The organism is Longimicrobium sp. (assembly GCA_036389795.1).
Taxonomy (GTDB): domain Bacteria; phylum Gemmatimonadota; class Gemmatimonadetes; order Longimicrobiales; family Longimicrobiaceae; genus Longimicrobium.
In genome coordinates, this window is record DASVWD010000030.1 from 1 (window position 1) to 14263 (window position 14263).

The following is a 14263-nucleotide window of genomic DNA, read 5'->3' on the forward strand; positions in this document are numbered from 1 at the left end:
GAAAAGGTCTCACACAGAGGGCACAGAGAACACAGAGGAACAGCGGAGAGATTGAAGTTCTCTCCGTGTCCTCCGTGTCCTCTGTGTGATGCCAATCTGTTTCTCGCGAACCAGAACAATGCTCGGAAACGTGGTATCATACCACCTTGCAGAGCATCGTTCGGGAATAGGTCCTGAAACGCCTCACACAGAGAAACAGAGAAACAGAGAGGACTTCGGGTTTCTCTGTTCCTCTGTTTCTCTGTGTGATACCATTTCGCAGGGAATCGTTCGGGTATCAGCCTTGAAAAGGTCTCACACAGAGGGCACAGAGAACACAGAGGAACAGCGGAAGAGATTGAAGTTCTCTCCGTGTCCTCCGTGTCCTCTGTGTGATGCCAATCTGTTTCTCGCGAACCAGAACAATGCTCGGAAACGTGGTATTACTCCTTCACCGACGTGCGCCTCAGGATGCGGTCGAGGCCGGGGAGGAAGGAGAGCTCGCGGTCGGCGATTGCCGCGATCTCCTCTTCCTCCTTCCAGCGCCGCTCCAGCTCGGCGAGCTCCAGCTGCAGCAGCTTGCGCTCGGTCTCCTCGTTGACGGCGATCTCCAGGGCGATGGCGTGGGTGCGGTCCTTCTTCTCGATCACGCCGAGACGCAGTCCGCGCCCCGCCATCATGCGGGTGACCGCCTCGACCGAGCCGGCCTGCCGGATGGCGCGCGCCGCCTCGCCGATGCGCTTCTCCGAGGCGCCGTGGAAGTGGTGCCACGCCAGGCTGCGGCGCAGCAGGTGCTCGGCGTCGAGACCGGCGATCTCGACGCTGCTGTCGCCGCGCCGCGAGCCGCAGCGCGGGCAGTGCAGCCGGAGCACCATGCCTTCCTCGCCCACGGAGGTGAGCCGGAGCCCCTTCGTCTCGCCGAAGCGCACCTGGCGCAGCTCGGCGCCGCACTGGAGGCAGCGGGTTTCGCCGCGCCAGGCCACGCTCCCGAACTTCCACCAGCGCGCCAGCGAGATCCCGATTCCCGTCTGGCCGTAGTAGAACAGCCCGCCCGTGCCGCCGGTGGCGATCGACAGGGCCACGATCCCCGCGACCGTGAGTCCCTGGATCACGTACGACTGCTTACGGCGCGCCAGCAGGTCGCGGCCGTAGCGCCACCACGCCTCCTCGCCCAGATCGGCCCGGCCCACGCGCACCAGCTCCAGGTCTTCCGCGCGCAGCAGGGCCACGTTGTCGGTCTGCGAGAGGAGGCGGGCGCGGTCGGCGGCCACGCGCTCCAGCTCGTCCAGCGCCTCCCAGCGCTCCTCGATCGGCGCCAGGTTCCAGCGCCCGCACGCGATGCAGATCGCCCACAGCCGCCCCCGCGCGGGATCGAAGGCAATCTTCCGCCCGACCTGGAAGTGCTCCAGCGTCTGGTTCGCGGCCAGCGCGGCGTGGCAGAAGGTGCAGCGCGTGTACATCGCCCGCTCGTCCCCTGGATCTCAATGCGCCGGCGGCGGCTCCGGGCCGGGGAGGAAGACCAGTTCGCGGTCGGCGATGGCCGCGACCTCTTCTTCTTCCCGCCACTGCCGCTCCACCTCGGCGGCCTCCACCTGGAGCAGCCGCCGCTCCGTCTCGTCGTTGAGCGCGATCTCCAGTGCCACCGCCTGCGCGGGAGCGGCCGCCTCCAGCCGGTCGAGCGCGGTGCGCCGGCCGGCGAGCGCGCGGGTGAAGCCCTCCGCCGATCCGGCCTCCTCGATCGCCCCGGCGGCGGCGCGCACCAGCTCGCTCGACGCGCCGGAGAAGTGGTTGTAGGCGAGCACGCGGCGCAGCAGGAGCCGGGCGTCGGCGCCGGCCAGCAGGTGCCCGGCGGGCTCGCGTACGGGGCCGCAGACGGGGCAGGGCAGGTGCAGCGAGACCTCGCCGCCGGGGCCGGGGACGAGGACCGCCTCCCCCGCCCGCCGGAAGCCGAGCGCGGTGAGGGGGTCGCCGCAGCGCGCGCACGCCGAGGCGCCCCGCCAGGCGACGCTCCCGAACCTCCCCGCGCGGGCGGAGGAGTAGAAGACGGGGAGCACGAGCAGGTCGAGCGTGAACAGGAGCCAGGCCCGGCCGCGGCGGCGCAGCAGCTCGCGCCCGTAGCGCCACCACGCCTCCTCCGCCAGCGGCGCCCGCCCCACGCGCACCAGCTCCAGCCCACCCGCGCGCAGCAGCGCGACGTTGTCGGTCTGCGCGAGGAGCTTCGCGCCGCCGGTGGTCAGCCGCTCAAGCTCGTCCAGCGCCTCCCAGCGCTCCTCGAACGGCGCCAGGTTCCACCGCCGGCACGCGCCGCAGACGGCCCACAGCCGCCCGCGCGCCGGGTCGAACGCCAGCCTCCGCCCGTGCGGGAAGTGCTCCAGCGTCTCGTTCGCCCCCAGCGGCGACCGGCAGAAGATGCAGCGGGTGAACATGTTGCGCGTGGTCGGAGTCCCTCGGTGGTTCCGGCGGGAATTACGTCGGATGGAAAGGAAGGGTTGCAGCACTGTACGATCACTTTCGCACTCACGCACTTCCTCCCGGCAGCCGCACCGTGAACGTGCTCCCCTCCCCGGGCGCGGAGGCGACGGTGATGTCACCGCCCAGGAGGCGGGCCAGGCGGCGGCTCACGGCCAGCCCCAGGCCGGTGCCCGGGGCGCTGCGGGTCTTGGCGTCGTCCACCTGGCGGAAGGGCTCGAAGATCGCCTCGTGCAGGCGCGGCTCCACCCCGATCCCCGTGTCGCGCACGTGCAGGAGCACCTGGCCTCCCTCGCGCTCCACCTCGAACGAGACCGTGCCCTCGCGGGTGAACTTCACCGCGTTGCCCAGCAGGTTCACCAGGATCTGCCGCAGCTTGCGCGGGTCGGTGGCCAGGGTGGGCGGGTCCAGCCGCTCCGGCGCGCGGAAGGCGATCCCCCGGGCGGCCGCCAGCGGCTCGATGATGGCGCTCACCTCGCCCACCAGCGCGGCCAGGTCCACCTCCTCGGCCTCCACCGTCTCGCGCCCCGCCTCCACCCGCGAGAAGGTGAGGATCTCCTCGATGATGGACAGCAGGTGGCGCGACGCCAGGCGGATGCGCTCCACCTGGGCGCGCGCCCCCTCGCCCAGCGGCTCGGGGATCCCCAGGAGCAGCAGGTCCACGTAGCCGATCATGGCGTTCAGCGGGGTGCGCAGCTCGTGGCTCATGGTGGCCAGGAACCCGGCCTTGGCGCGGTTGGCGGCCAGCGCCTCCTGGTAGAGCCGCGCGTTCTCGATGGCCACGGCGGCGCGGTGGGCCAGCTCCTGCGCCAGCGGCAGGTCGGCCTCGCCGAGCCGCCGCCCCGACTCGGCCTGCACCAGGGAGAGCACCCCGAAGGTGCGCCCCGCCACCGCGAGCGGGACCGAGATGGCGGAGCGGAAGCCCACCCGGGCCAGCAGCCGGCGGTGCTCGTCGTCGTGGCCCAGGAGCTCGAAGAACTCGGGCGGGATGTCGGGGACCACCTCGGGCTCGCCGGTGCGCAGCACCCGCGCGGTGCCGTGCGGGTCGCCGGGGCGGATCGGGTAGCGGCCCAGGATCTCGAAGGCCAGCTCCACCATCGCCGGGTCGGCGTGGGCGGCGGCCAGCATGCGGATCGGGCCGCCGGGCTCCTCCTGCACCTCCACGAAGCACCAGTCGGCGAGCTCCGGGGCCACCAGCCGCGCCACCGTCTGCACCGTCTCGCGGTAGTCGAGCGAGGCGGCCAGGCGGCCGCTGGCCGAGGCCAGCACCTGCAGCCGGCGCCGCCCCTCTTCGGCGCGGGCCGAGGCGGCGGTGAGCTCCCGGTTGATCGCGACGAGCTCCTCGGTCAGCATCTCCGACTCCTCCACCTCGCGCCGGAGGGCGGCGGCCTGCTCGGCCAGCTCCCCGGCCAGGCGGGCGGCCTCGGCGGCGCGCGCCTCGGCCTCGCGGCGCGCCTCGGCCGCCGCGGCCTCGGCCGCCTTGCGGGCGTGCACGTCGTTGAAGAGCCCCACCCACTCGCGGATGCCCCCGTCGGGGTCGAGCACCGGCACGCCGCGGGCGGAGAACCAGCGGTAGCCGCCGTCGCGCATCCGCAGCCGGTACTCGGCCTCGTAGACGCCCTTCGCCTCGCACGCCCGCCACCACGCCGCCAGCACCCGCTCGCGGTCGTCGGGGTGGACGGCCGCCGCCCACCCCGCGCCGCGCACCTCCTCGGGCGTCTGCCCGGTGAGCTGGCGCCAGAACGGCATGTCGTCGACCATCCCTTCCGCGTCGGTGAGCCACACCATCTGGGTGCTGGCCTCCACCAGCGAGCGGTAGCGCTCCTCGCTGTGCCGGAGCGCCTCCTCGGCCCGGCGCCGGTCGGTGATGTCGACGCAGGAGCCCACGTAGCCCAGGAACTCGCCGCCCGCGCCCCAGCGGGGGATGCCGTGGTCCAGCACCCAGCGCCACTCGCCGTCCCGGCGCCGCATGCGGAACTCCATGCGGAACTCCTCGCGCCGGTCGAAGCGCTCCTGGCAGTAGGCGGCCGCCCGCCGGCGGTCGTCGGGGTGGACCGACTCGACCCACCCCGCCCCCAGCTCCTCCTCCAGCGCCCTCCCGGTGAACTCGAGCCAGGGGCGGCTGAAGTAGGTGCCCAGGTTGCGGGTGTCGGCCAGCCAGATCATCACCGGCGCCGTGTCGGCCAGGGTGCGGAAGCGCTCCTCGCTCTCCTCGGCCCGCCGGCGCCGCTCGGTGACGTCGCGCAGCACGGCCAGCGCGCCCACCACCTCCCCCGCCGGGTCGCGGAGCGGCGCCCAGCGCGCCTCCACCCAGGCGGAGCGCCCGCTCCCGGCGCCGAAGAGCCAGTCGGGGGAGACGGGCTCCTCGCCCGCCAGCGCCCGCCGGGCCAGCTCCGCCCCGCCCAGCTCGTCCAGCCAGGGGAGGACCTCGCGGACGGCGCGCCCGAGCGCGGCCGCGGCCGGCACCCCCGACAGCCGCTCCATGGCCGGGTTCCAGGCCGTGACGCGGAGCTCGCGGTCCAGGGCGAAGACGCCGTCGGGGCTGGCGGCGATCAGGGCGGCGGAGAGCCCCGTGGCGGCCGGGGCGAGGTCGGTCATGCGGGGGAGGGCAGGGAGGGGGCCGGCGGGTCAGTCGGAGGGCGCGGGGGCGCCCGCCAGGAGGCGCTCCACCTCTTCCAGGACGCGGCGGGGCTCCACGGGCTTGGCCAGGTAGGCGTCGCAGCCGGCCTCCTCGGCGCGGAGGCGGTCGTCGGCCATGGCGTGCGCGGTGACGGCGATGATCGGGATGGCGGCGGTCGCGGTGTCGCCCTTGAGCACGCGGGTGGCCTCCCAGCCGTCCATCCCCGGCATGCTCATGTCCATCAGCACGACGGCCGGGAGGATCTCGCGCGCGAGCCGCACGCCCTCATCGCCGGTGCCCGCCTCGGCCACCTCGTAGCCGTGGTGCCGCAGGAACGTCGTATAGATGTCGCGGTTGTCCGCGTTGTCCTCGACCACGAGGATCGTCGTCGTGCTCATACCGGCCGCGGGTGGGTGGTCGCGCTTCCCCGGAGTGCTGAAAAGACCCCTTTGAAGATGCAAGAAACGGGCGTCGGGGGAAGTCGGAGGGGAAGTGCGTGAGTGCGAAAGTGCGAAAGTGCGGGAGTGGGGACTGCGGTCCGGTCTTTTCCACCTCCGATCCTCGCCAGCTGCCTCGTACCGTCGCCGTATCCCGTACTTCATACTTTCGCACTTTCGCACCCGGCACTTTCGCACTTCTGTTGCGTCCGTCCCGCCGCCCGCGTAATCTGCACGACCCTGCGCGCGCCCTCCGACACGAGACCTGGGGACCATGGCCGGACTGGTGAAGAAGCTGCTGGGGGGCAACCTCCTGAACCTGCTGCTGGTGTTCGTGCCGGTGGCGTTCCTGATGGAGTTCGTCTTCCACTCGAGCGCCATCGCCATCTTCGTGGTCTCGTGCCTGGGGATCATCCCCCTGGCCGGGCTCATGGGGCACGCCACCGAGGAATTGGCCGAGCGCATGGGCGAAGGCGTGGGCGGCCTGCTGAACGCCACCTTCGGCAACGCGGCCGAGCTCATCATCGCCATCGTGGCCCTGCGCGCGGGGCTCTACGACCTGGTGAAGGCGTCGATCACCGGCTCCATCATCGGCAACATCCTGCTGGTGTTCGGGCTGGCCACGCTGGTGGGCGGCGCTCGCTTCCCGATCCAGCGCTTCAACCCCACCGCCGCCAGCCTGGGCACCACGCTCCTGGTGCTCTCGGTGGTGGGGCTCCTGGTGCCCGCCGTCTTCCACGCGCTGGTGGCCGGGAGCGGCTCGCCGGCGGCCGCGGCCACGGCGGCCGAGCTCAACCTGAGCCTGGAGATCTCGATCGTCCTCATCGTCACCTACGTCCTGAGCCTGTGGTTCACGCTCAAGACGCACCGGCACCTCTACGCCGGCGACGTGACGCCCGAGGCCGACGAGGGCGAGCCGGAGCGCTTCGCCCACACGCCGATGTGGAAGCCGGTGCTGCTGCTGCTGGCGGCTACGGCGGGGGTGGCGTTCATGGCCGAGTTCCTGGTGGGCGCGGCCGAGGTGACGGCCGAGCGGCTGGGGTGGAGCGAGATCTTCGTGGGCGTGATCGTGGTGGCCATCATCGGCAACGCGGCCGAGCACTCCACGGCGGTGATCATGGCGGCCAAGAACAAGATGGACGTGGCCATCAACATCGCCGTGGGCTCGTCGATCCAGGTGGCGCTCTTCGTGGCGCCGATGCTGGTGTTCCTGAGCTACCTGATCGGCCCGCGGCCGCTGGACCTCATCTTCACCCCCCTGGAGGTGCTCGCGGTCTCGGCCGCCGCCGGGATCATGTCGTTCATCTCCCACGACGGCGAGAGCCACTGGATGGAGGGCGTGCAGCTCCTGGCCGTCTACGTGATCCTGGGCATCGCCTTCTTCTTCCTCCCCTTCCACGGCTGACGCGTCGCGAGACCGGCGAGCGGGATGCGAACGGCGGCGGGCGCCGCGCGAGGAGGGCGCCCGCCGCCGTCGTGCCCGCAACGAGCCGCCGGGCCTACTCTTCCGCCCTCGACGGACTGGACCGTCCTGCCGGGGGCCGCTCCGCCGCCAGCCGGGCCGCCGCGGCGGCCGCGGTCTTCCGCCCCTGCTTGCCCCCGAAGGCCACGAGCACGGTCTTGCCTCCGTCCTTGGAGCAGCTGCGGACCGCCGCGAGCGGCGCGCCGTCCGCGTCGGTGAGCAGGGTGCTGTAGCACTGCGCGGTGGTGCAGCTGCCGCTGGTGGGCGAGAGGCGGCAGGAGGTGAACTGGTCGAGACCCCCCAGGCACCCGTAGACGTCGCCGTCCTCCTGCCGGATGCGGAAGCACTTGGAGTCGCACTGGGCGCCGGCCGCCCCGGGGGCGAGCGCGAGGGCGGCCGCCGCGCACAGCAGCGAGAAGAGAGTCCGTTTCATGATCACTCCCGGGCTCGGGTGGAGGGGGGGACCGCCACGGTGATGCTCAGGCGCCTCAGGACGGGCTCGTCGTCCAGGGTGCCGGCCATCCAGAGGAAGCCGCGGGCGGGATCGTAGCCGGCCACGCCGCCCCAGTCGCGCTCGATGCGCTGCGAGCCGAGGTAGCGGCCGCCGCGGAAGAAGTCCCAGTGCCGCGTGTCGCGCGAGCTGCGGGTCACCACCAGCAGCCCGCCCGGGAGCTCGAACGCCGCCCCCGGGCGCTCCACGTCGGCGTCGGTGGAGGAGTACGTGGTTTCCTTCTCGGTGACGACGACCGTTTCCGCGTCGTCGGGAGTGCCCCGGGTGCGGAACGGATAGCGGACGACTTCCCGGGGGCGCCCCGCGGGATCGAACCGGTGGACCTCGAAGGGGATGCGCAGGGCGTACAGCAGGTCGCCGTTCGCCGCGCGAGTGGCGGAGCCCGCGCCCCAGCTCTGGAGCACCAGGGGGTTGCGCACCCGCGGCAGCGGACCGAACGACCCCACGTATTTGAGCTCCGCCCCGGAGACCCGGAACCGGTGGATTCCGTAGCGGCGTGCCCGCGGCTCCGCGAACGTGGTGCCCGAGATCACGAGGTGTCCGTCCGGGAGCCCCACGATCGCGTCCGGCTGGTCGAAGCGGAACGGCAGCCGGTACCGGGCAGTGAACCGCCCCCGCGCGTTGAGCAGCGTCACCTCGCTGGTCCCCGCGTCCAGCACCAGGAGGCCGCCGTCGGGGCGGGGGTCGACCCGGTACGGGAGCTGGAACTCTCCCGGGCCCCGCCCCTTGCGCCCACTCGTCCAGAGGAGCCGGCCCTCCGGGGAAAAGGCGACGACGCGCGCGTTCAGGTAGTCGGCCGCGTAGACGTTGCCCTGCGGCCCCACCCTCGTCATGGCGATGGCGCCGAGCTCCGCCTCCCGGCCCACCACCTGGACCGAGTTGACGCGAACGAGCGAGACGGCGCGCTGCGCGAGGATGGGAGCCGTGGCTGCCTGGCAGGCGAGCGCGGCCAGAACGGCGGATCCGGAAAAGCGCATGAACTCATCGTCGCAACGGCGCGGAAGGGGTCAAAGCACGGTATGGCGTTCCTGGTTTGGCGTCAAGCATCTCGGGCGAGACCGGGAGAAGGCGTGCGACCGGGCGGGCGGCGGCGGCGAGACGAAGCCGGTCCGGGCGGACACCGTCGAGCCCCCGGCATCGAATCCTTGCGCGAGAGCCGTCCCGCGCAATCTTTACACTGCGTTTAGTTCCCCCTTCTCTCCTGATCTGCCCATGGCGCGGAAGCGGGCTCCCGATCCGGAGCCGGATCCCTTCGAGCGGATCGACAGCGTGCTCAGCGCGGCCGAGGAGGCCTCCGCGCGCTACGCCGAGGTCAAGAGCGAGCTGCTGCACCGCCTGGCCGACATCGACGGCGCGGTGATCGAGCTGGTGCAGCGCGTCTACGACGCCACCCCGCCCGAGTACCAGCGCAGCTTCCTGGTGCACGTCGACGGCGACGACGAGGAGCTGGCGCTCCCGGACTTCCTGCGCCTTTTGATGGAGCGCCCGGGCGGCACCCGCGCCACCTTGACCATCAGCGTCGCCGAGAACCTGTACGACGACGGCGACGAGGAAGAGGGCGAAGCCGGTGAGGACGAGGAGGAGGAAGACGAGGACGCGGGGGAGGACGAGGCGTCCGGCGCCGACGACGTCGACGACGAGCTGGGGTTCTAGCCCTCGCCGCCGCACGCGAAAGGAGCCCGCCGGCACCATGGCCGGCGGGCTCCTCCGTCATCCATCATCTAAAGCACCAAGGACGAAGCACTTGGCACTTGCCGTTCAGGACTCCTCCTCGTCGTCCACCACCGGCAGCCCCTCGGGCCAGCCGCGCCCGCCGGCGTAGCGGTCGGCGTACGACGACTGCTGCTGCTGCTGCGAGTGCGAGGCGCCGCCGTAGCTGCGCGTCCGCGCCACCGGAGTCTGGTAGTTGCCGAAGTTCTCCTCGTTGACCACCGGCTGCCGCTCGGAGAGCAGGAACTTCTGCAGCAGCTCGGGCGTGATCACCGTGCGGTCGTCGGCCTCCTCCCACAGGTCGCGGTGCGGCTGCTGGGGGCCGCTGCCGTGGTACAGGTGGATCAGCACCCCCTCGTTCTTGGCCGCGCGGATGGCGGGGAGGAAGTCGCTGTCGCCGGTGACCAGGATGGCGCGGTGGATGCGCTGCTTGGTGGCCAGCATGATCAGGTCGACGCCCAGGTAGATGTCCACCCGCTTCTGCTCGAAGATCGGCCGGTTGCTCTCGCGGTCGGTCCCGCGGTACTCCAGCTTCCCCTCGCGCACCTCGAAGCGGTTCAGGCGGTTGAGCGCGCTGAAGAAGCGCTGCTTCCCGGCGTAGCGCTCCTCCTCCTCCGGCGTGGGCACCGGGCTCATGTAGGGGAGGCAGTGATAGTAGTACGTGCGCAGCAGGTCGTCGGGCTTCGAGAGCTCGCTCGCCAGCTTCCCGAAGTCGATGCGCGGGGACCCACAGTCGCGGGACACGCGGTCGAAGTACCCGCCGTCCACGAAGATCGCGGTCTGACCCATTGAATGAAACCCTCGCCTAAGGATAGACAAAACCCGCCCTCACCGAGCGGCGGGAAAGATTGAACCGGCGATCCCTCCGCCGATCATGAGACCGCCCGCGCGAATCCGCGCGGACGCGCCCGTCGCGTGATGAATTATCCAACGCCCGCTCCGTTGTCAAGGAACCCCCTGCCCCGCCGCAAGATAGGCGACAGTTCGCGAACGCTGTGCGGCGGTGGCGGGGGAAGTCGGGGACCTGATACCCGGGCGGCGCGCCCGGGTGCCGCGGGTCAGCTCCGCCGGTCCGGGCCGCCCCTCCGGCGGGCGTGCATCGTACTTGCGTAGCCCCCCGGCACGCAGGTGGGAACTCCCGGCTGGAGCCGCAACGATGAAGGACTTCCTCGAGCTCGTGCTGCACCCCGCGTTCGCCGGCACCGCCGGCGTCGTGGCCCTCGCCGCCGCCGTCTTCCTGGTGGACCGCGGCCGCATCCGCTGGGCGGTCGCGTCGGGCTGCGTGTCGGCCGCCCTGATCGCCGTGGTGGCGGTGGGCGCCTGGCGGCAGCACAACGCGCCGCCGGTGGCCAGCGCCTTCACCTCCGGCCAGCCCGGCTGCGGCGACGCCGTGGTGCGCGTGCCCGAGCTGCAGCTCCGCGTGGAGCCCAAGGACGCCGCCAAGCTCCTCTTCATCCTCCACGAGGGCGACCGCGTCGGCATCGTCTGCGGCAACGGCGACCAGGCCGGGCCCGGCGTGAAGTGGACGCGCGTGCGCTACCAGATGTGGGAGGGGTGGGTGGCCGAGCGGGTCGAGGTCGCGCAGGGCGTGCAGGTCTACCTGGAGCGCCTCCCGCCCACCACGCTGCGGTCGGTGCGCTGAGTGCGTGAGTGCGTGAGTGCGTGAGTGCGTCGGGACCGGAGCAGTTCCGCACTTCCGCACTTCCGCACTAACGCACTTCTGGTTCGGGCGTGTCCCTCCGCTGCGCTCCGGGCCGGGCTGCGCGCGCGGTAGGGCAACAAACAACGTTGCCCAACCGCGCCGGGCCACCGCCGCCACGAAACCCCCGTGGCGGCGCCGTCCCGGCCCTGTCGGGCGCGCATCCCTCACGCAACCGCAATGGTATAGGGGACAGGGGACAGGGAACAGCCGGCACCGATCCCCCGTCCCCCGCTAGCCTCGTAAAGTCCACCCTCTCCCGAAGTTGGGAGAGGGTTGCCGCTCTAAGGCGGCGGGTGAGGGCCCCCGCCGCCGCGAGGAGGCTGGGAGGCGGCTCCACCAGACCCGGCCTCCTCAGCGCACGTCCAGCAGCTCCACCTCGAACACCAGCGTCGAGTCGGGCGGGATCGGGCCCACGGCGCGCGAGCCGTAGCCCAGCCCGGGCGGGATCACCAGCCGGCGCCGGCCACCCACCTTCATCCCCGCCACCCCCTCGTCCCAGCCGCGGATCACCATCCCCGCTCCCAGGTCGAACTCGAAGGGGCGGTTGCGGTCGCGGCTGCTGTCGAACTTGCGCCCGTTCTCCAGCGTCCCCGTGTAGTGGACCGTGACGTGGTCCCCGCGCTTCGCCTCGCGCCCCGTCCCCACCTCCTCGTCCCGGTACTGAAGCCCGGAGGGGGTGGTGGTCATCCCGTCGTCGCTCACGATGCTCTCCTGGTGGCGGTCGCTCGTCCCTGCGAAACCGGGAGGATGGGCGCGCGGCCGCCCGGGCGCAAGCCGCGGCCAGGGAGGGGACGTTTTTCGCACCGGCAACACTTTTGCGGCCCCAATTTCCGCCAGGTACATTCGCGGGAGGGCTGGCTTCCCCCCGGGAGGAGGAAACGGATGCGCTCGAGCGCAAATCCCACCCGTTCAATCTGTTCATCTGCCGTCGCCCTGGCGCTCGGGTTCGGCGCCGCGCAGACGGTGGCCGTGCCCGCGCGGGACGTGGGAGACGCCGCCCGGGTCTGCAACCCCCAGCTCTGCGACCGCGCCTGCCGCGCCATCGGGGCGTTCGGCGGCACGTGTCTCGGCAACGGGAGCTGCGTCTGCTACATCGCCGCGCCGTGAGGCCGCTCTTCCCGCCGCCGCTCGCCCCGACCGGGCGGCGGCGGCGCGCTTCCCCCCATCTCCCGAAAAGGAGGCCCATCATGGATCGGCTGAACCGGATGCTGCGCCGGGGGCTCGCCCCGGCGGCGCTCGTGGCCGCGCTGGGCTTCGGCGCGGTGCAGGCGCTCGCCGCGCCGCGGGACGACGCCGGCGGGCGCGCGTGCATGCCCGACTCGTGCAACCGCTCGTGCATCAACCGCGGCGCCGAGGGCGGCAGCTGCGTGGACGGCAACTGCCTGTGCCGGCTCCCGGTGTGAGCCCGGAACCATCACCCGCAACCCAGGAGGAGCAGGATGACGAAAGCGATGCGGCGGACGCGGCGGTGGGCGCTCGGCGCGGGCGTGGCGTGCGCGCTGGGCTTCGGCGCGGCGCAGGCGCTCGCCACGCCGGCCCGCGAGTCCCCGCCCGACACGTGCAACATCCGCCAGTGCAGGGACGCATGCCAGGGCCACGGCGGCTGCGTCGGCGGGATGTGCGTCTGCACCCAGCCCACGGAATGATCCGCTCCCGGCGCGCCCCGCCGGACGGGGCGCGCCGTTCCATCCCCACCCCTGGAAGGACAGGAGGCACGATGACGAAGGTGAGATACCACGCGCGGCGCTGGGCGCTCGGCGCGGGGGTGGCGTGCGCGCTGGGCTTCGGCGCGGCGCAGGCGCTCGCCACGCCGAGCACGTCGGCGCCGCCCGACACCTGCGACCGGCGCGCGTGCAAGGACTACTGCGCCGCGCGGGGCGCCTCGGGCACCTGCTCCGGCGGGATGTGCATCTGCTTCATCCCGGTCGAGTGAGCCGCTCCCGGCGCGCCCCGCCGGCCGGGGCGCGCCGTCCATTCCCCACCCTCTGGCCAGGAGGCACGATGACGAAGGTGAGGCAGCGCGCGCAGCGCTGGGCGTTCGGCGCGGCGGTGGCCGCGGCGCTGGGCTTCGGCGCCACGCAGGCGGCCGCCGCGCCCGGCACCTCCGGCGCGGCCGCCGCCCGGTGCGACCCCGAGCGCTGCAACGAGCAGTGCCAGCGCAACATCCCGGGCTCCACCGGCGTCTGCGTGGGCGGGCGCTTCTGCGACTGCCTGCTGGGGCCGTGAAGACCGCGCCGGGCGCGCCCCCGGCGCCCCGGGGCGCGCCCGGCCCTCCCGACCCGAAGACACGGACGACGAAGATGACGATGCGACTGCAGCGGTGGGCGCTCGCCGCTGGACTGGCCGCCTCCCTCGGCTTCGGCGCCGCGCAGGCGGTGGCGGCGCCGGCGGATTCCCCGGCCGAGCGGACCTGCATCCCCGACAAGTGCCGGGCCGCGTGCCGGGCGCAGGGCCAGACGGGCGGTGCCTGCTTCCAGGACACCTGCTTCTGCTACATCACCTGATCCGCCCCGGCACGGGCATCACCCTCCAGACCGGAAGGAGTCACCGATCCCATGCAGCGGACGTTGATATCCCGGAGGCTCGTGCCGGCGGGCATCGCCGCCGCGCTCGCGTTCGGCGCGGCGCAGGCCGTTGCCGCGCCCGCCGGCGGATCCTCCGCCCGCGCCTGCAACCAGGCCCGCTGCAGCGAAGGGTGCATCGCGCGGGGGTTCGACGGCGGAGCCTGCGTGAACGGGCAGTGCCTCTGCTTCACCATCACACCCTGAGCATCGGGGAAGCGCCCGCCGCGAGGGAGCCGCTATCTCGCGCGTCTCCGCGGCGGATCGGAGTCACCTCCAGACGGAAGGAGCTTCACCATGCAACGGATCGTGAACCCCAGGGCGCTGCTGACGGCGGCCGTCGCCGCCGCGATGGCGTTCGGCGCCGCGCAGGCGCTGGCCGCGCCCGCCGACCGGGAGGCGCCGCCGAACTGCAGCGCCGGGCAGTGCCGCAAGGACTGCATCGCCCAGGGCAACTCGGGCGGCATCTGCATCGACGACCAGTGCATCTGCTTCATCGAGTAGTCGCCGGACCGCTTACGCGGGGGCGGGAGGGGACGCGCGTCGCCCCTCCCGCCTTCCGGTACCGCCACCACCAGGACGGAGGAGCCTCACCATGCAACGGATCGCGACCCCGAAGGGACTGCTGACGGCGGCCGTCGCCGCGGCGCTGGCGTTCGGCGCCGCCCAGGCGCTGGCCGCGCCCGCCGAGGCGAAGGCCCCGCCCAACTGCAAGCCGGGCCAGTGCCAGAACAACTGCATCGCCCTGGGCTACTCGGGCGGCGTCTGCATGAGCGACGGCTCGTGCTTCTGCTACTTCGACCGCTGACCCC

Annotated in this window: 20 protein-coding genes; 11 read left to right on the top strand and 9 right to left on the bottom strand. The window is 72.5% G+C overall.

Features of this window, described 5'->3' with window-relative positions; translation table 11 throughout:
• Positions 1-422: 422 nt before the first annotated feature.
• From VF746_03670 to VF746_03685, 4 genes are all read right to left on the bottom strand, one after another.
• Entirely contained in the window at positions 423-1439 is a 1017-nt protein-coding gene (locus VF746_03670; GenBank protein HEX8691514.1) for a hypothetical protein, read from the bottom strand.
• A gap of 21 nt (positions 1440-1460) precedes the next feature.
• Positions 1461-2405, bottom strand: a complete 945-nt coding sequence (locus VF746_03675; protein ID HEX8691515.1) for a hypothetical protein — start codon at positions 2403-2405, stop codon at positions 1461-1463.
• 91 nt (positions 2406-2496) lie between these two features.
• A complete protein-coding gene (locus tag VF746_03680; GenBank protein ID HEX8691516.1) occupies positions 2497-5046 on the bottom strand; it encodes a PAS domain S-box protein in 2550 nt (849 codons plus the stop codon).
• A gap of 30 nt (positions 5047-5076) precedes the next feature.
• Positions 5077-5466, bottom strand: coding sequence for a response regulator (locus VF746_03685; protein HEX8691517.1), 390 nt, complete (start codon positions 5464-5466; stop codon positions 5077-5079).
• A gap of 313 nt (positions 5467-5779) precedes the next feature.
• On the opposite strand from VF746_03685, the gene cax reads away from it, so the two are divergent.
• Positions 5780-6910, top strand: coding sequence for a calcium/proton exchanger (cax, locus tag VF746_03690; protein HEX8691518.1), 1131 nt, complete (start codon positions 5780-5782; stop codon positions 6908-6910).
• Between the two features lie 94 nt (positions 6911-7004).
• Here the strand turns inward: cax and VF746_03695 are convergent, their stop codons facing one another.
• Positions 7005-7400, bottom strand: a complete 396-nt coding sequence (locus VF746_03695) for a hypothetical protein (GenBank protein ID HEX8691519.1) — start codon at positions 7398-7400, stop codon at positions 7005-7007.
• Between the two features lie 2 nt (positions 7401-7402).
• Positions 7403-8455: a hypothetical protein gene (locus tag VF746_03700; protein ID HEX8691520.1), complete on the bottom strand. Its 1053-nt coding sequence runs from the start codon at positions 8453-8455 to the stop codon at positions 7403-7405.
• Between the two features lie 235 nt (positions 8456-8690).
• On the opposite strand from VF746_03700, the gene VF746_03705 reads away from it, so the two are divergent.
• Entirely contained in the window at positions 8691-9131 is a 441-nt protein-coding gene (locus VF746_03705; protein ID HEX8691521.1) for a hypothetical protein, read from the top strand.
• Between the two features lie 105 nt (positions 9132-9236).
• On the opposite strand, the gene VF746_03710 is transcribed toward VF746_03705, so the two are convergent.
• The gene (locus VF746_03710; GenBank protein HEX8691522.1) at positions 9237-9977 is read right to left on the bottom strand and encodes an NYN domain-containing protein; all 741 of its coding nucleotides are present in this window, start codon (positions 9975-9977) and stop codon (positions 9237-9239) included.
• 367 nt (positions 9978-10344) lie between these two features.
• On the opposite strand from VF746_03710, the gene VF746_03715 reads away from it, so the two are divergent.
• A complete protein-coding gene (locus VF746_03715) occupies positions 10345-10830 on the top strand; it encodes a hypothetical protein (GenBank protein HEX8691523.1) in 486 nt (161 codons plus the stop codon).
• Between the two features lie 411 nt (positions 10831-11241).
• Here the strand turns inward: VF746_03715 and VF746_03720 are convergent, their stop codons facing one another.
• A complete protein-coding gene (locus VF746_03720; GenBank protein ID HEX8691524.1) occupies positions 11242-11592 on the bottom strand; it encodes an FKBP-type peptidyl-prolyl cis-trans isomerase in 351 nt (116 codons plus the stop codon).
• A 180-nt stretch (positions 11593-11772) separates the two neighbouring features.
• Between VF746_03720 and VF746_03725 the strand changes: the two genes are divergently transcribed.
• The 6 genes from VF746_03725 (at position 11773) to VF746_03750 (ending at position 13394) form a co-directional block, all read left to right on the top strand.
• A complete protein-coding gene (locus VF746_03725; GenBank protein HEX8691525.1) occupies positions 11773-11997 on the top strand; it encodes a hypothetical protein in 225 nt (74 codons plus the stop codon).
• Positions 11998-12077: 80 nt separating this feature from the next.
• On the top strand, positions 12078-12293 hold the full coding sequence (locus VF746_03730; GenBank protein ID HEX8691526.1) for a hypothetical protein: 216 nt from the start codon (positions 12078-12080) through the stop codon (positions 12291-12293).
• Between the two features lie 36 nt (positions 12294-12329).
• A complete protein-coding gene (locus VF746_03735) occupies positions 12330-12536 on the top strand; it encodes a hypothetical protein (protein ID HEX8691527.1) in 207 nt (68 codons plus the stop codon).
• Positions 12537-12607: 71 nt separating this feature from the next.
• Positions 12608-12823 carry a hypothetical protein gene (locus VF746_03740; protein HEX8691528.1) on the top strand — a complete coding sequence of 72 codons (216 nt, stop codon included), beginning with the start codon at positions 12608-12610 and terminating at the stop codon, positions 12821-12823.
• A 68-nt stretch (positions 12824-12891) separates the two neighbouring features.
• The gene (locus VF746_03745; protein HEX8691529.1) at positions 12892-13116 is read left to right on the top strand and encodes a hypothetical protein; all 225 of its coding nucleotides are present in this window, start codon (positions 12892-12894) and stop codon (positions 13114-13116) included.
• 74 nt (positions 13117-13190) lie between these two features.
• Positions 13191-13394 (top strand): hypothetical protein, encoded by a 204-nt coding sequence (locus VF746_03750; protein HEX8691530.1) that lies wholly within the window; start codon positions 13191-13193, stop codon positions 13392-13394.
• Here VF746_03750 and VF746_03755 read toward each other — a convergent pair.
• On the bottom strand, positions 13382-13648 hold the full coding sequence (locus VF746_03755; GenBank protein ID HEX8691531.1) for a hypothetical protein: 267 nt from the start codon (positions 13646-13648) through the stop codon (positions 13382-13384). The genes VF746_03750 and VF746_03755 overlap by 13 nt on opposite strands.
• A gap of 100 nt (positions 13649-13748) precedes the next feature.
• Here VF746_03755 and VF746_03760 point away from each other — a divergent pair, with 100 nt between their 5' ends.
• Positions 13749-13955, top strand: coding sequence for a hypothetical protein (locus VF746_03760; protein ID HEX8691532.1), 207 nt, complete (start codon positions 13749-13751; stop codon positions 13953-13955).
• 91 nt (positions 13956-14046) lie between these two features.
• The gene (locus VF746_03765; protein ID HEX8691533.1) at positions 14047-14259 is read left to right on the top strand and encodes a hypothetical protein; all 213 of its coding nucleotides are present in this window, start codon (positions 14047-14049) and stop codon (positions 14257-14259) included.
• Positions 14260-14263 lie beyond the last annotated feature (4 nt).